Source organism: Bradyrhizobium sp. AZCC 2176 (genome assembly GCF_036924645.1).
Taxonomy (GTDB): Bacteria; Pseudomonadota; Alphaproteobacteria; order Rhizobiales; family Xanthobacteraceae; genus Bradyrhizobium.
In genome coordinates this window covers 3,640,695-3,656,066 of sequence record NZ_JAZHRX010000001.1, presented here as the reverse complement: position 1 = coordinate 3,656,066, position 15,372 = coordinate 3,640,695, and the positions used below count along the sequence as shown (strand labels likewise).

Below are 15,372 nucleotides of genomic sequence, written 5' to 3'. Positions count from 1 at the left end.
GCCAGAACAAAGGGTACGCTCGGTGACCATCAAAGCAATTGTCTTCGACGCCTATGGCACGCTTTACGACATTCAGTCGGTGGCCGATGTCACCGAGGACGCGTTCCCCGGCTACGGCGAAATCATCACCCAGGTCTGGCGCATCAAGCAACTCGAATACACCTGGCTGCGCTCGCTGATGCGGCACTATCGGGATTTCTCCGAAGTGACGCGCGACTCGCTGGCGTACACGCTTGGCAGCCTCGGGCTGCAATATGACGACGATGCTTTCGCGCGCATCATCGACAAATATCTGCATCTCGAACTCTATCCGGATGCGCTGGCGACGCTTTCGGCGGTGAAAGATCGGAAACTCGCGATCCTGTCCAACGGCAGCCCTGACATGCTGGACGCCCTGGTGCGCAACAGCGGGCTCGACCGCGTGCTCGATGCGGTCATCAGCGTCGATGCCAAAAAGATTTTCAAGCCCAGCCCCGAAGCCTACATGCTGATCGAGGAGGTGCTGCACGTGCCGCCCGCCGAAGTGCTATTTATATCAGCCAATCCGTGGGACGCCTGCGGCGCCAAGGCGTTCGGGCTCAACGTCGCCTGGATCGAGCGGGTGACACCGGAAGCGATGGCGCTGGCCTGCCTCGAAAGCGAGACGCTGCCGCCATTGACGATGTTTTGGGCGTTGCGCACCCAGATGGATGAACTTGGCGTCGCGCCCGATCACCGCATCCACAGTCTCGCCGAGCTTCCCGCCCTGGTGTCTGCCCAAAGGTCCTGAAATGAGTCTTGAGTCCGTCCGCGCCTTCTTCGCAGAAAAGGCGCCCGATATCGCCGTGATCGAATCCCAGATCAGTTCCGCCACTGTCGCGTTGGCCGCCGAAGCCTACGGCGTCGAGCCGGCGCGGATTGCAAAAACGCTGAGCTTGCGGATCGGCGAGCGCGTGGTGCTGATCGTGGCCGCCGGCACGTCGCGGATGGACAACAAGAAGGTCAAGACGCTGTTCGGGGGCAAGCCCAAGATGCTCGGCCTCGAGGAAGTCGCCGAGATCACCGGACACGAAGTCGGCGGCGTCTGTCCGTTCGGATTGAAGACGCCGCTGCCGGTCTATTGCGACGTATCGCTGAAGGCATTCGACATCGTGGTGCCGGCCGCGGGCTCGACTCACAGCGCGGTGAAAATCACGCCCGCGCGCATGGCGGAACTGACGTCGGCCGAATGGGTCGACGTCTGCGAGCACAGGCGCGTGCCTGAAGCGCCGGCCTATTCGTCTTCCTCATAGAACGGTCGCGGCTGGGGCCGCACGGCCTGCGGCTGCACTTGTTGCGGCGTGCGCGAACGAGGCACCGTCTGCTGCGGCACACGCTGCTGCTGTGCATTGGCCTGCGATTCGAATACCGCGCGGCAACCACTGGAGAGCTGCGGCGTGTTCTGCCGCAAGCAGGCCACGATCCGATTGACATCGGGGATCTGGTCGCCGCAGAGCCGCCAGACGTCGGGGGTGCAGGCCATCTGCTGTTCCCAGGTTCCGCGATATTCCTGGGCAGATGCGGGGACGACAGCGCCAATGCCGGCGATCGCAACGGCAAGGCCCAGGACAATCCGTTGCGTTTGCATGGATCAAGTCCTTTCTTTCGATCTTCGAGTTGGCGCGGAACTCCGCGCGGCGGCAGCGTTCAGCCTGCCGAGTGAATGCGGCCACGCGACGTTAGTGCGAACAAAAAAACGTGAAGCGGGTTCCGCTACTCCACCTTGCCGATCTTCTTCACCGCCGCGACCAGCCGCGCGCTGTCTTCCGCAACGAACTTCGCAAACTCGGGGGCGTCCTGATAGGCGACCGGGCTTCCGGCGGTTTCGAAAGTCTTGACCACCTCCGGCGCCTTCACCGCTTGCGCCATCGCTTCACGCAACTGCGTCATGATAGGCGCCGGCAAGGCTACCTGCGCGAACAGTCCGGCCCAGATGTAGAACTCGACGTCCCTGTAGCCGAGCTCTCTGAAGGTCGGCAGATCGGGGAAACTCTTGACGCGTTCGGCGCCCCAGTTGGCAAGCACGCGCATCTTGCCGTCATCGACCTGCTGCTTCAGCGTACCCGGTGCGGATGCCATCGCCTGTACGGTGCCGCTCAACAGCGCGGTCAGCGCCGGCCCGGCGCCGCGAAACGGAACGTGCAACAGTTTGATGCCGGCGCTCGCCGCGAACATTTCCATCGCCACATGCAGCGTGCCGTAGGGACCGGACGAGCCGTAGGGAATTTGCCCGGGACGCTTCTTCGCATCGTCGACGAATTCCTGCAGCGTCTTCCACGGCGCCGAAGCCGGCACTGCCAAGAGCGTCGGATCGGCGAGCACGCGTGCGATCGGCGCGAACTGCGAGACCTCATACGCCACCGGGCGGTCGAACAGCCGGTCGGCTTCCGGCAGCACGGCGAGCGAGGACAGCGTCATTAGCAGCGTATGGCCGTCGGGCTCGGCGCGCGCCGCCGCCGCATTGCCGACCGATCCACCGCCACCACCGGCGCGGTTATCGACAATCACGGGCTTGCCGAGAATCCGCTCCAGCGCCTGGGCAATCGGACGCGCCGCCAGATCGGCCTGGCCGCCGGGCGGAAACGGCACGATCATGGTGATGTTGCGCGAGGGGTATGGACTTTGAGCGAACGCGGCGTTGGAGAGCGCGGTTTGCGCAAGCGGCAGTGCGGCGGCGGCTTTCAGGAGTTCGCGGCGGTTCATTGGTAGTTTCTCCCCGGTGCTTTTGTTTTGATTGTTTGGGGGCAGCCTAGCCTCAAACGGTAGGGTGGCAAAGCGCAGCGTGCCCACCATTCTTCGGCCTTGGCGCTCATCGCGTGCGTTGAGCGAATTTCCGTCCGTGCGCGTCATCGGTGGGCACGCTTCGCTTTGCCCACCCTACAAGACCTCACCGCTTCTTCGCCTTCGAAAACTGCTTCGCCAAGAACTCCGCCAGCACTTCGACCCGCGCAGGCCGCGGTCCGCCGGGCGGCGTTACCAGATGCACGGCGCCTTCCGGCTGGTGCCAGCCTTTCAGGATCACCTCCACGTCGCCGGAGGCGATCGCGTCGCCGATGATGAAGTCCGGCAGGTCGGCGATGCCGAGCCCGGCAATGACCGACGGCAGCAGCGCCTCGCCATTGTTGACGCGGAGCTGGCCCGCAGGCCGCACGCTGGCCTGCTCGCCGGCCGCGTTGGTGTAGTGCCAGACGCCGGGTGTGGAGAGATAGGCGTAGCCGAAGCACTTGTGCCGGGCGAGATGCATCGGATGCGTCGGCCTGCCCTGGCGCTTTAGATAGGATGGCGCCGCCACGGTGTAGCGCGGCATCGCGCACAGCCGCCGCGCGATCAGCGAAGAGTCCGGCAGCCGCGCGATGCGCAAGCCGGCATCAAAACCCTCGCCGATCAGGTCCACCGTTGCGTCGCTCAAATGAAGATCGATCGAGACCTCCGGGTAAGCGCTAAGAAACTCCGGCAAGATCGGCGCCACGGCTTTGACCCCGAACGTCATCGGCACCGCGAGCCGCACCAGCCCGCGCGGCGCCATCGATTGCGACAACGCTTCGTTCTCGGCGTCCTCGCCATCGGCCAGCAGGCGCGCGGCGCGCTCGGCGAGCCTCTGCCCGGCATCGGTCAGCGCCAGCCGCCGCGAGGTGCGATTGAACAGCCGCGCGCCCAGCCGCTGCTCGAGTCGGCTGACCGCCTTGGACACCGTGGCCTTGGACAGTGCCAGTTCGGTCGCGGCCGCCGCAAACGACCGTAACTCCACGACTTTCGCGAAAATCGCGAGCGCCTCGAAATCCGGGAGCTTTGACATTCGGGCTGCCTCCAAGGCTAATTTTGGAAACAATGAGTTTCAATAGTTTCTATTTCTATACCACGCCGGACGGCATATCCAGTGGCCATCGGAATTCAAGCAACGGAGAAATCCCATGACCAAGAAGCTCTCAGGCAAGGTAGCGCTCGTCACCGGCGGTTCGCGCGGCATCGGCGCGGCCTCTGCCCGCGCCCTTGCGGGAGAAGGCGCCAACGTCGCGATCAGCTACGTGGCATCCCCCGATAAGGCGGAAGCCGTCGTCGCCGAGTTGAAGGCCAAGGGCATCAACGCCCGCGCTTACAAGGCCGATCAGGCGTCCTCCGTCGACGTCGACCAGCTGGTGAAGAACGTCGCCAAGGATTTCGGCCGGCTCGACATCCTCGTCAACAATGCCGGCGTTGCCGTCGGCGGCGCGGTCGACGATCCCAACGCCGATACAGCGGCATTGGCCCGGCAGGACGCTGTCAATGTTCACGGCGTCATTGCCGCGATCCGCGCGGCGGCGAAGCTGATGGGCGAAGGCGGCCGAATCGTCACGATCGGTTCCGATATCGCAACCCGCGCCTCGTTCCCCGGCCTTGCCGATTATGCCGCCACCAAGGCCGCGGTCGTCGGTTACACCAAGGGCGCGGCGCGCGACCTCGGGCCGCGCGGCATCACCGTCAACGTGCTGCAGCCGGGATCGATCGACACCGACATGAACCCGGACGACGACCGCGACTTCGCCGACCTCCAGCGCAAGCAGCACGCGCTGCAGCGCTTCGGCAAGCCGGAAGAAATCGCAGCCGGCGTGCTGTTCCTCGCGAGTCCCGAAGCCTCGTTCGTGACCGGCACGGTGCTGAACGTCGATGGCGGCTTCGGCGCCTAACTCAATCCAGCGAGGCCGGCCGTGCGCGGCCGGCCTCCTCATTCAAAAAAGCTTTCAAAAGAAGGAATATCCCATGATCGAACTCAGACCTTTTGCAAAACTCGGCAGCGCCGATCACGGCTGGCTGAAAGCAAAACATCACTTCTCATTCGGCGGCCATTACGATCCTGACAATATGGGCCACGGCGCGCTGCGGGTGTGGAACGATGACGAGATCGCGCCGAACACCGGCTTTCCCGCTCATCCCCATGCCAACATGGAAATCATCACCTATGTCCGCGAAGGCGCGATCACGCACCAGGACTCGCTCGGCAACAAGGGCCGGACGGAAGCCGGCGACGTGCAGGTGATGAGCGCCGGAAGCGGCATCCGTCACTCCGAGTACAATCTGGAAAACGCGAAGACCAAGATCTTCCAGATCTGGATCGTGCCGACGACGACGGGCGGCCAGCCGACCTGGGGCGCGAAACCGTTTCCGAAGTCGGATCGCTCCGGCAAGCTCGTGACGATTGCGAGCGGCATGGACGGCGACAAGGACGCGCTGCCGATCCGCGCCGATGCGCGCGTGCTCGCCACCACGCTGAAGGCCGGCGAGAGCGCGGAATACGAGGCACAGAAGGCGCGGCACCTCTATCTGGTGCCGGCGGCCGGCAGCGTCGAGGTCAACGGCGTGCGCGTCAATGCCCGCGACGGCGCTGCGATCCGCAACGAGGCGAAGCTGACGATTACCGCGCTGGAAGATTCCGAACTGGTGCTGGTCGACGCGGCGTAACGGCAACGCCGCCCCCTTCCCCCGTCATGGCCGGGACAAGCCCGGGCATGACGACCGCTTTTTATCTCGAAGAACCCACTTCAAACTCAAAGGAAGCCATCATGGCCAAAGTACTCGTGCTCTATTATTCCGCCTACGGTCACATCGAGGCGATGGCGAATGCCGTCGCTGAAGGCGCACGCAAGGCCGGCGCCACCGTCGATATCAAGCGCGTGCCGGAGCTGGTACCCGAAGCAGTCGCAAAAGCGTCGTACTACAAGCTCGACCAGGCAGCCCCTATCGCCAAGATCGAAGACCTCGCCAATTACGACGCGATCGTCATCGGTACCGGCACGCGCTTTGGCCGGATGGCGTCGCAAATGGCCAATTTCCTCGATCAGGCCGGCGGCCTCTGGGCCAAGGGTGCGCTGCACGGCAAGGTCGGCGGCGCCTTTACATCAACGGCGACCCAGCACGGCGGGCAGGAAACTACGCTGTTCTCGATCATTGCCAACCTGCTGCATTTCGGCATGACCATCGTCGGCCTGAACTATGGCTTTGCCGGCCAGATGAAGCTCGACGAAGTGACCGGCGGCGCGCCCTACGGCGCCACCACCATCACCGGCGGCGACGGCAGCCGCCAGCCGAGCGAAAACGAACTCGCCGGCGCGCGCTATCAAGGACGCGTGATCGCGGAGACCGCGAACAAGCTGCATGGCTGATGCGATGTGGGCGGCATTCTCATTCGGGAATGCCGCCCTATCTCGTTTTTCAGGGGACGATGGATCGAGCTATGGTGGAAATTCTCTTTATCGTTCAACTGACGCGCCGGCCGCTGCAGGTATTGGCGCGGCGCTGGTGGTGCAGAAGCCTCTACCGCGCCTCGCGCGGACAGCGGCGCTGCCCAGAATGCACGAAATCGTGAGCCGCGGTTTTTAGAGGCCCCTTGAACTCGTGATATGCGTTTTGCTTTCCCGGTTGGCACGCGCAAGGTTTTGACATGAGCAACAGCTTGCAAGCGGCATGGCCGGAATTGCCGACCGCGGCGTGGCGTGACACCTATGCGACGGTTCAGCTCTGGACCCAGATCGTCGGCAAGATCCGGCTGGCGAAGTCCCCCTGGCTCAATCATTCCTGGCATGTGGCGCTCTATGTCACGCCTCACGGATTGACAACGTCGCCGGTGCCCGACGGCACGAGAAACTTCCAGATCGACTTCGATTTCATCGACCATCGCTTACACATCTCGACCAGCGACGGCACGGAGCGGCACTTCGCGCTGCCGGGTCACTCCGTCGCCAGCTTCTACGCCGCCACGATGGCCGCGCTTGCCGAGCTCGGCATTGCCGTTGCCATCGACGAGATGCCGAATGAACTGCCTGATCCGGTGCGGTTCTCGCTGGACACGGCGCATGCCTCCTACGACCCCGAGGCCATCCGACGTCTGCTGCAAATCCTGGTCAACTGCGACCGCATCTTCAAGCAATTCCGCACCGGCTTTCTCGGCAAGGCGAGTCCGGTGCATTTCTTCTGGGGCAGCTTCGATCTCGCGGTGACGCGTTTCTCGGGACGCCGTGCGCCGCGCCATCCTGGCGGCGTGCCCAATCTGCCCGACGCGGTTGCCAGCGAAGCCTATTCGCATGAAGTGAGCAGCGCGGGCTTCTGGCCAGGCGGCGGCGCTATCGATTATCCCGCATTCTATTCCTATGCCTATCCCGAACCGCCCGGTTTTCGCGCGGCGAAGGTGCAGCCGGAAGCAGCGTTCTTCGGCGAAGCAGTCGGCGAGTTCATCCTGCCCTATGACGCCGTACGCACGGCTGACGATCCGGACAAGGTGCTGCTCGACTTCCTGCAAAGCACCTATGAAGCCGCGGCGATCGCAGCAAAATGGGATCGCGACGCGCTGGAATGCAATCCAGGCCAGCCCGGCGTAGTGCGGCAGGTTTGATGCTGCGCACGGTAGGCAAGGCCACCGGGTCGCGCGAATGCGCGCCCGATGACAGGCTCCGCGTGCCCACCATCTTACTTCGACTTGCGAAAACATGGTGGGCACGGCGCAAACGCGCCTTTGCCCACCCCACGGGTCCATCACCTAATGCTGCAATTCCGGCTTCACGATGGTCTGGCGGACTTCCGCGCCGCAGTCGGCGCATTCATAGGTGAAGTCGATCCTCGCCATGCTCCAATGCGGCTCGACGTCGCGCACAAACATCGGCTGTCCGACGCAACTCGGACAGATGACGAAGGCTGGTTCGATATCGTGCTGATGGATATAGGCTGGCATGTCGGCTCTCCCCAAGAAAGCTTTCAAGAAAGCATTCACCGGTGGCCCCCTGACCTGACGCCGACCATACGCCGCTGCCGCAAAGGCGATCATCAACTCTCGTGAACACAGGAAGAACAGCCGCACAATCCTGGCATGTGTTGCAAATTTGCACGCTTGTTCCCGTGCGGCAACAATGTGTCAATTCTCTTCGCGTGATGGCGGCTTACCGAGTGCGCGCTTCAGCCGGGCGTCGAGCCGGGGATAGTTGCGCAATTCGCGCGCGGCGCGATCGCGCAATGCAAAGGGCCATCCGCGCCAGCTCAAGGCGGCGCTGATGTCGATCAGCGGCAGCCGCGTCACGCCGAAACGGCGCTTGTAGGCGTAATTGCCGACAGAGAAATCGAACTCGCGAACGCCCTCGCTGTGCAGGGCCGCCATGGTGCGCTCGATGATCAGCCGGCCCGGCGAACAGTTCGACCATTTCTCGCCGGCATTGCTGATGCGGATCATCACGTAGCGTGAGCCGGTCCTGACGCCGAGCAGCGTCGCCACGACCTCATCATCGACCGTAAGCGCCGAGACCAGCGCGTAGCCGTTGCCAACGCCGTCGCGAACCAGGTTGCGATAGAACGCCGCGCAGGTTTCGTCATTGAGAATGTAGTTCAGCCCGAGGCTCTGCATCCGCGTGCCCTGCTGCACCTCGGTGGCCGAGAGAATCCGCAACGCCTCGTTGGCATCGGTGATGATCGCAAACGACGCCGCCGGATCGCGCGTGAACACGCGCCAGCTCCGCTCCAGCTCCTTGCGCACGGTCTTTTCCAGCGTGTAGCGCCAGGCGTCGTAATCCTCGCCGGTTGCGACGAGGTTGCCATTGAGCGAGCACGTACCGGCAGCGTCGAGCAGCGCCAGCGGGTTCGGCTTGCCATCGAGTTCGACAGGCACCTTGCGAAGACGGATGAGATCGGCCTTCTCGGGCATTTGGCGCAGCGCCGACAACAGGCTGCGCCACAGGGCGCGCGCCGCTTTGGCATCGCGCGGCGCCGCGGGACCGAGGACGGGCGCGTTGTAGTCGGTCAGATCGAGATCGGCGAATTCGACGATGACGATGTTGTTCTGCCGGCGGCGGATCAGCGGAAGCAGCACCGCCGGTTCGCCGGTCGATGTGTCAGTGACAACAGCAATCAGCGGCTCGATACCTTTAGCGCCGGCGAAGGCCGCGTACCAGGCGTCATACCATTGCGGATGCTGGAACGGCGTCGACGGGCTGATGTCATGCCAGCGCGCGACGGCCTGCTGCCAGTCGCGCACGAGCTCGACATGGAATCCGGCCGCGCGGCGCGTTGACCGCGCCGCCTTTTGCCCCGCACTGGTCGTCAGAACCGTCATCGGCGTTGCGACTTATGCCGCCTTGGGCAGATCGACGATTCTGCCGGGCTCAGTGGCGTCGAGGCGGAAATCGATCGCGCGACGGGCGTTGCGCTCGCGCTTGACCCATTTGCTGTCGCGCACGAGCTTCTGCAGCACCTTCTTGGCGAAGAAAGACGGCCCGCGCAGATTGCTGGTCTTCGGCGTATAACCGAAGCGATGACGCAGCAGGCCGTTGGCGAGGTGGATGATCTGGGCGCGACGGATATCGTCGTTGCCGTAGGATACCGTCATCGAGATGTTGACGGTGCCGAGATTCTCGACGCGATGCGGCGCATTCAGCGGCCAGTTCAGCATCTGGCCGGGTTCGAGGTCGAACACCTGCGCATGCGCGTCGTACCAGGGCGCGTAAGGCAGATCGACCTCGACGTCGAACAGCGCGATGTCCTCGAGGTGTTGCGGCCTGATGAACGGCGCAGTGTTTGGATAGACGTAGACCCGCTTGCGGCCCGCGATCTGGATCAGGCCCTGCCCCGGCAGATCGGCGTGATAATAGACCTGCGCGTCCGGCGAGGAGATCAGAATGCCGGCCTGGTGGTTCGGCACTACGAAGCCCGGAACCCTGGCCGCGATCTCCTCGAACATCCGGTCGATCAGCTTGCGGTAGCGGCTGTCGACCGCGCCGACGTCGCGCATGTTGAGCCAGAGCCCGCCGCGGGAAATCGCTTCGATTACCTGCCGGCCGGAGAGGTTGCCGATATCACCCTCGCGCCAGACGCGGCTGGATCCTTTGGCGCCCGTTTTGACCAGACTGTAATGCTCGCGCGGGTAGCTCTCGATCAGTTGGGCGAGCTCGTCCATCGAAAACGCCGGCGATTTGTGCATCTCGTGTTCGAGCCGGATCGGCTGGTGGCTCCAAAGCTCGGAATGGGTCTCATCCCATTTGCTGAAGATCTTGCCGGTCATCGTCCGCGCTCCTGCTGACTTTCCGTTGCCCAGGCCGCTTGCCCGTTCGGGCTGTCCCGAAATCGAGGCTTGCCGCCAATTGCATTACCGCCCGATGTCCCGTTATGAGACGGCCGGACGGTCTTCATGGTCGGATTGGCAAGAACGGTGCCGGGCGAACGCCGCCGCTTACCGGAAGCTAATGTCTGGCATGTATGGCTAACGCCGACAGTTCCTGGAAACCCGCCGCCGCACGATGACTGGAGAAACCCGATATCGGGCGCTGTTTCTCGGCGCGGGACCGCAAATGCATTGCGGCGTCGGCCAGTTCACGCGCCTGTTGCAGGAGACGATCGAAAAGCTCGAGCCTGGAACCAGCGCGACGTTAACCCTGATCCGCAGCGAAGGCTCGCTTTCCGAGATCTGGCGCGTGGTCGGCTCGGCGCAAAGCGTGGTTTGCAACTTCCCGATCGTGGCCTGGAAGCGCGTGATGTTCGCGCCGCTCGCGGCGATGGCGATCGCCAAGCTGCGCCGGCGCAAGGTCGTGCTGATCCAGCATGAATGGCGCGGGCTGCATTGGCTGCGCCGCATCACCTACATGCCGGCGCTGCTGCTGGCCGATACCATCGTCATGTTCTCGCCGCTGGTGCGGCGCGAGCTGGCCAGCGACCCGCTGCTCGGCTGGACCGCCAGAAAGAGCGTGCTGGCGCCGCTGCCGCCGAACATCGAGGCGCCGGTGGGAATCGAAGATTCGAAGTTGCGGCATCGGCTCATCGCCGCGAAAGGCGACGGGCGGCTGCTGATCGGTCATTTCGGATCGATCTATCCGGGCAAGCAGCCCAATGCGCTGCTCGAGATCGGCGCCATTCTGAAGCAGCGCGGGCTCAAGCCGCTGCTCGTGTATATCGGCTCGTTCATTCGCGGCGTCGACAAGGTCGAGCAGGAATTTCATGCCCGCGCCAGAGAACTCGACATCGCCGAGGACGTGATCGTCTCCGGCTTCGTCGCCTCCGATCACGAGGTGTTCGGCCTGTTCAGCGAGATCGACGCATTCTGCTATCCGCTAGATGAGGGGCTCACCGCGCGGCGTTCCAGCATTCTCACCTGCGTGCAATCCGGCCGTCCGCTGATCGTCGCCGGCCCCGTTTTGCCGGAGGAATTCGACCATCATCCGCGTTTCAAGGAATTGATCAGCCGCGGCGCCGTCGTGCTGGTCGCGCGCGGCTCGGACAACGAGGCCTTTGCCGACCGGATCGCCGCCGTGGTCAAACGGCCGCCGGTACACTTGCCGTTCGATTTCGATGGCTGGTGGAAAGACGTCGCCGAAGCGGTACGGGCGCAGCTCTGAGCCTCAGGTGCGCGCCCGGAACCGCGCGAGATAGTGCAGGCCGAATACCGCCATCAGGAACGTGAACCACAGCGGATCGGAACGGTCGAGGAAGAAGCTTTCCATCGCCGACAGATAGAGACCGAATAGCCAGATCCGCAGCAGCATCATGGCGAGCGGACCGTTGTTGCCGCCCTCGTCCGCCCGCTGAAAATTTCGCAAGGGTACGATCACCAATGCCAGGACGAGCAAGACAAGCCCAGGCAGGCCCATGCCTAGCGCCGTGTCGAGATAGCCATTGTGGCTGTGCGCGGCGAAGCCGGCCCACTCCTTGCCCTCCGGCAGATTTTGAATGGCGCTGCTGCCCCAAAAGGACGCAAAGCCGTAGCCGGTGAGCAATCGCGCATGGAGCGACTGCAGCGCAAACGCCCAGATATCGGTGCGGCCGGTGAAGGTCGAATCGAACGGCAGCAGCTTGGAAATCCCGGCAAGGCCCTCCGACATCACGGTGCCGACGCTCAGCAGGTTCAGCAACACCAATGGCGTCAGCAATATGATCGCGCGAAGCCAGAACGCGCGGATGACTGACGTTGCCGACGTCAGCAACAGCACCGCAAGGCACAGGGTCAGCGAGCTCTTTCCGGCCGAAAACAAGAGGAACAGCGAGGCAAGCGCGATGATCGCGGCACCGGATATCCAGAGGCCGGAGCGGATGATGTAGACGCCGAGAAACAGCACCATCACCATGATGGCCGCGGCCTGGTTCTTGTGGCCGAACGCGCCGCGCCAATTGCCGGCGAGGCCAGGCTCCTGCGGATCGCTCGCCAGGTGAACCGAAAGATCGGGGGCCAGCAATATTCCGAGATAGCAGACCGCCAGCAATGCGAGCGCCGAGATCGTGAACCAGTGCATCAATTCCTGCTGCGACTTCGGCAGCAGCATAAGGGTGGCGGTCACTGCGACAACGCAGATCGTCAGCGAAAGACGCTTGATCGATGTGCCCGGATCGAACGACAACACGACGGTTACCAGCACCCAGGCGCCGAACAGGACAAACGCCGGCGACAACAATGTCGCCAGCCCCCGCGCGTCATTTCGCATGGCGAGCGCAACCGTCAGCACGCTCAGGGCGCCGAACACGGCATAGGTCGCCAGTTCGTTTCCGGTGCCGACGTCGCCGATCTGCAAATCGCCGAGACTGACGAACGGATGCAGCGATATCCAGCCCAGCAGCAGCGTTCCGATAAACGTCGCGCCGCGGACGATATCCATCACCTGCTGGCGCTCGATCCCGGCGGCCAGCTTACGGATTTCGGATGCGTCGACGAGTTGGCTCATGAGACGAACTTCGACGCCTTGTAGGGCTGCGGTTCGAGACCGAGCGCCGCCAGCGCGCTGCCGATCGCAACCGTCACGGGATGCATGGCAATGGTGCGCTCACGCTCGGTCAGGATGGCGCACACCGCGTAGATCAGCGACAACGGCAAGGCGGCCAGCAGCTTGACTGTCAGCTTCGCCCGCAGCCGGAGCGTCGGCGTTGCCTTGCGCTGGACGTGATAGTTGATCGCGCCGATCCGCAGGCCGCGCATGACAAGCCATTTCAGGCTGGTGCGGCTCTGCGGCACGGTCTCCGAGATCACGGCTTCGGCCACCCAATGAAAGCGCAGGCCGAGCCTCATGCAACGGTAGAAGAAATCGGTATCCCCACCGCCAAGATAATTGAAACGGAGGTCGAACGCCGGCATGCCCAGCCGCTCAAACACCGAGCGCCGGATCAGGCAGTTGCCGCAGCCATAGATCACCGGCACCGGGCCCGAGGCGTCGTAGGCCGGCGCGAACGCGGGGTGGCGCCGCAAGCCGCGCTTCCGCGCGTCGTCGAACTCGGGGAATACCGGACCGCCGACGATCTCGGCGCCGCTCGCGTCTGCCGTCCTCACCATCTGCTCCAGCCAGTCCGGCGACGCAATTTCGTCATCGTCGATCATCAGCAAGCTGGTTGCGGCCGGAAACATCCGCAGCGCGGTCTCAAAGGCGGCGTTGATCGCATAGCAATTGCCCTGCCGCGGCTCGATCACGCATAGCCCTGCGAATTTCCCCGACGCGAGGTACTCGGTGGCAACCGGAACGCTCTCGCTCTTCGACGCATCGTTCTCCACCATGACGACGGCGAAGCGGCGGCTGGTGCGCTGAGCTGCCAGCGAGTCCAATGTCCGGCGCAGGTACTGGGGCCGACGAAAACAGGGAATGCAGACGACGGTTTCAATCGCAGGGTCGAGCGCCGGCGACACCGCGACCAGCGCGCGCAGAGCTCTGGCCGACGGATCAGGCCCGTCCATCCGGCGATCGCTGGTCGAAAACTCTGCCATGACGCTCAGGTCGTTCACGAATATGTCTCATCGTCCCGAAACGGGATGGCCGGCGTAATCCGGGACATTTCCGTCTCGATAAGGGCGTTCGTTCCAGGGTTGATCCGGCCGCTGCGAACGTAACGCGCGCAGCGTTGCAATATCCGGTCCGGCGGCGAAACGTGAAGCAGCGAACTCGGACGACGGTTAATGGACGGGGTTAATCCGCGCTGAACGAACGCTGACCCAAGATCAGCGCGTGGGATCAGCGGCCGAACAGCTTGCGGAACAATCGCTGTGAACTCGGAAACCGGCCGTTGTCGATCTGGGTCGGCCACGCGCCGTCGACGTCGAAATAAGCGGCGTAGGCAATGCGGCCTTCGTTCTTCATGAACCAGCCATGCATCTGCTGAATAAAGAACGGGTTGTCGCCGGCATTGCCCACCCCCCATTCGGGATAGCTCATCCGCTTGCCGTGCAGATGCGCAAATTCGCGGTGCCATTCCAGGCCGAATGGCGCCTTGACGTAGAAGGTGCTCCAGCGCTCTTCCGCAGAACCTTCATGCTTGAAGTCGTAGACGTCGAGGCCGATGTAATCGACGACGTCGTCGCCGGGATAGCTCGCGTCCGCCGGCATCTCCTGCGGCCCCCAGCCCGGGCACCAATCGAACTTGAAGGTAGTGGAGTGACGCCTGAATATTTCCACGACGCGCCGGAACGCCGTGATGTACTCGGCTTCATGCCCTTTGGCGAACCACGCCATTTCAGACAGATTCATCTCCCAGCCGAGCCGAATGATCGCCCGCGGATGCGCTTCCGAAATCGCCCGGGCGGCGGCTTCGAATTCGGCATCGTGGAGTCCATCGGCCACGTCGGCGAGCGGCGTCCCTTTCATGGTCAGCGGCATCGACCAGACCATGTTGCGCGCCGGATTGAGCTTCTTCCAAACGCCCGGGACCCAGCTCAGTTTGGAGAAATCCTCCCAGGTGGATTGGCCATAGAAGTCGACTCCCAATACCGAGGACGGCTTCTGCTTCAGCCATTTCTCCCACGCCCGCAGCGTATGCTCGCGACCTATCGGACCCCAATTGACGAAGGCGCCCGCGAACCTCGCTTGGGTAGAGACGGCGCGCGAGGCGGCATTGCTGTCGACGTGAGCGAGCAGCAGCACGGTGAGCACAAAGGCTGCCAGAAACAGCACCAGCCGCTTCACACCCTTCTTTTTGCGCCGCCTCGGATCAGTTCGAAACATCGCTTGCCCTCGCATGCTTTCTGACAAAGACGGCCGAGAGCAAGAAGCCGTCGCGACAATGAGCGGTCGCCGTCGCAAAAGGATACAGGCCGGACAGGGTGGCTGTATCAAAACGAACGGGAGGTGTGCAGCCCGCTTCTTGCGAAAGGGGTTTTCGTCGAAAATGTAACATCAGCAATCCATTCGTCGACGCGGTCGACGATTACGGCGATGGGCTTTGCAATATCGAGTCCAGCACCGGCACACGCACCAATGGCGCGTTCGCCATGGTTACCGCAGCGCCGGATCGGCGTCGGCCTGTCGCAAATGCGGACACCGTGGACGGAGCGGATGTATCGGAAATTGCCGGCTCGCGGGGCCGCGGCGCTCTAGCCTGGAGATACGTGGGAAAACACGGCAAGTTAACCACGCCGACGCACCGCAAAACGCAGTTCGCCGG

At 63.3% G+C, this 15,372-nt stretch carries 17 protein-coding genes; 8 read left to right on the top strand and 9 right to left on the bottom strand.

Annotated elements, in window-relative coordinates; all coding sequences use genetic code 11:
* The first annotated feature begins 22 nt into the window (after positions 1-22).
* Positions 23-769, top strand: coding sequence for a haloacid dehalogenase type II (locus tag V1288_RS16975; RefSeq protein WP_334358123.1), 747 nt, complete (start codon positions 23-25; stop codon positions 767-769).
* Between the two features lies 1 nt (position 770).
* A complete protein-coding gene (locus tag V1288_RS16970; protein WP_334358122.1) occupies positions 771-1,271 on the top strand; it encodes a YbaK/EbsC family protein in 501 nt (166 codons plus the stop codon).
* On the opposite strand, the gene V1288_RS16965 is transcribed toward V1288_RS16970, so the two are convergent.
* The 3 genes from V1288_RS16965 to V1288_RS16955 all read right to left on the bottom strand — a co-directional run bounded on the left by V1288_RS16965 (position 1,253) and on the right by V1288_RS16955 (position 3,814).
* Complete coding sequence (locus tag V1288_RS16965; RefSeq protein ID WP_334358121.1) at positions 1,253-1,606, bottom strand: hypothetical protein; 354 nt, start codon at positions 1,604-1,606, stop codon at positions 1,253-1,255. The two genes, V1288_RS16970 and V1288_RS16965, sit on opposite strands and share 19 nt — an antisense overlap.
* Positions 1,607-1,731: 125 nt before the next feature.
* Entirely contained in the window at positions 1,732-2,721 is a 990-nt protein-coding gene (locus V1288_RS16960) for a tripartite tricarboxylate transporter substrate binding protein (protein WP_334358120.1), read from the bottom strand.
* Between the two features lie 184 nt (positions 2,722-2,905).
* Positions 2,906-3,814, bottom strand: a complete 909-nt coding sequence (locus V1288_RS16955) for a LysR family transcriptional regulator (protein ID WP_334358119.1) — start codon at positions 3,812-3,814, stop codon at positions 2,906-2,908.
* Positions 3,815-3,929: 115 nt separating this feature from the next.
* On the opposite strand from V1288_RS16955, the gene V1288_RS16950 reads away from it, so the two are divergent.
* The 5 genes from V1288_RS16950 (at position 3,930) to V1288_RS16930 (ending at position 7,381) form a co-directional block, all read left to right on the top strand.
* Complete coding sequence (locus tag V1288_RS16950) at positions 3,930-4,682, top strand: SDR family NAD(P)-dependent oxidoreductase (protein WP_334358118.1); 753 nt, start codon at positions 3,930-3,932, stop codon at positions 4,680-4,682.
* A gap of 73 nt (positions 4,683-4,755) precedes the next feature.
* Positions 4,756-5,454, top strand: a complete 699-nt coding sequence (locus V1288_RS16945; protein WP_334358117.1) for a pirin family protein — start codon at positions 4,756-4,758, stop codon at positions 5,452-5,454.
* A gap of 101 nt (positions 5,455-5,555) precedes the next feature.
* Positions 5,556-6,155: an NAD(P)H:quinone oxidoreductase gene (wrbA, locus tag V1288_RS16940; protein ID WP_334358116.1), complete on the top strand. Its 600-nt coding sequence runs from the start codon at positions 5,556-5,558 to the stop codon at positions 6,153-6,155.
* On the top strand, positions 6,148-6,372 hold the full coding sequence (locus tag V1288_RS16935) for a hypothetical protein (RefSeq protein ID WP_334358115.1): 225 nt from the start codon (positions 6,148-6,150) through the stop codon (positions 6,370-6,372). The genes wrbA and V1288_RS16935 overlap by 8 nt, the downstream gene beginning before the upstream one ends.
* A 61-nt stretch (positions 6,373-6,433) precedes the next feature.
* Positions 6,434-7,381, top strand: coding sequence for a DUF5996 family protein (locus tag V1288_RS16930; RefSeq protein WP_334358114.1), 948 nt, complete (start codon positions 6,434-6,436; stop codon positions 7,379-7,381).
* A gap of 144 nt (positions 7,382-7,525) precedes the next feature.
* Here the strand turns inward: V1288_RS16930 and V1288_RS16925 are convergent, their stop codons facing one another.
* The 3 genes from V1288_RS16925 to V1288_RS16915 all read right to left on the bottom strand — a co-directional run bounded on the left by V1288_RS16925 (position 7,526) and on the right by V1288_RS16915 (position 10,030).
* Positions 7,526-7,717 (bottom strand): hypothetical protein, encoded by a 192-nt coding sequence (locus tag V1288_RS16925; protein WP_334358113.1) that lies wholly within the window; start codon positions 7,715-7,717, stop codon positions 7,526-7,528.
* Between the two features lie 180 nt (positions 7,718-7,897).
* A complete protein-coding gene (locus tag V1288_RS16920; RefSeq protein WP_334358112.1) occupies positions 7,898-9,085 on the bottom strand; it encodes a GNAT family N-acetyltransferase in 1,188 nt (395 codons plus the stop codon).
* Between the two features lie 12 nt (positions 9,086-9,097).
* Entirely contained in the window at positions 9,098-10,030 is a 933-nt protein-coding gene (locus V1288_RS16915; RefSeq protein ID WP_334358111.1) for a cupin-like domain-containing protein, read from the bottom strand.
* 235 nt (positions 10,031-10,265) lie between these two features.
* Here V1288_RS16915 and V1288_RS16910 point away from each other — a divergent pair, with 235 nt between their 5' ends.
* Positions 10,266-11,357, top strand: coding sequence for a glycosyltransferase (locus tag V1288_RS16910; protein ID WP_334358110.1), 1,092 nt, complete (start codon positions 10,266-10,268; stop codon positions 11,355-11,357).
* Between the two features lie 3 nt (positions 11,358-11,360).
* Here V1288_RS16910 and V1288_RS16905 read toward each other — a convergent pair whose 3' ends face one another.
* From V1288_RS16905 to V1288_RS16895, 3 genes are all read right to left on the bottom strand, one after another.
* The gene (locus V1288_RS16905) at positions 11,361-12,674 is read right to left on the bottom strand and encodes an O-antigen ligase family protein (protein ID WP_334358109.1); all 1,314 of its coding nucleotides are present in this window, start codon (positions 12,672-12,674) and stop codon (positions 11,361-11,363) included.
* The gene (locus V1288_RS16900) at positions 12,671-13,672 is read right to left on the bottom strand and encodes a glycosyltransferase family 2 protein (RefSeq protein WP_334361331.1); all 1,002 of its coding nucleotides are present in this window, start codon (positions 13,670-13,672) and stop codon (positions 12,671-12,673) included. The genes V1288_RS16905 and V1288_RS16900 overlap by 4 nt, the downstream gene beginning before the upstream one ends.
* A 274-nt stretch (positions 13,673-13,946) precedes the next feature.
* Positions 13,947-14,933: a glycoside hydrolase family 26 protein gene (locus tag V1288_RS16895; protein WP_334358108.1), complete on the bottom strand. Its 987-nt coding sequence runs from the start codon at positions 14,931-14,933 to the stop codon at positions 13,947-13,949.
* Positions 14,934-15,372: the final 439 nt, after the last annotated feature.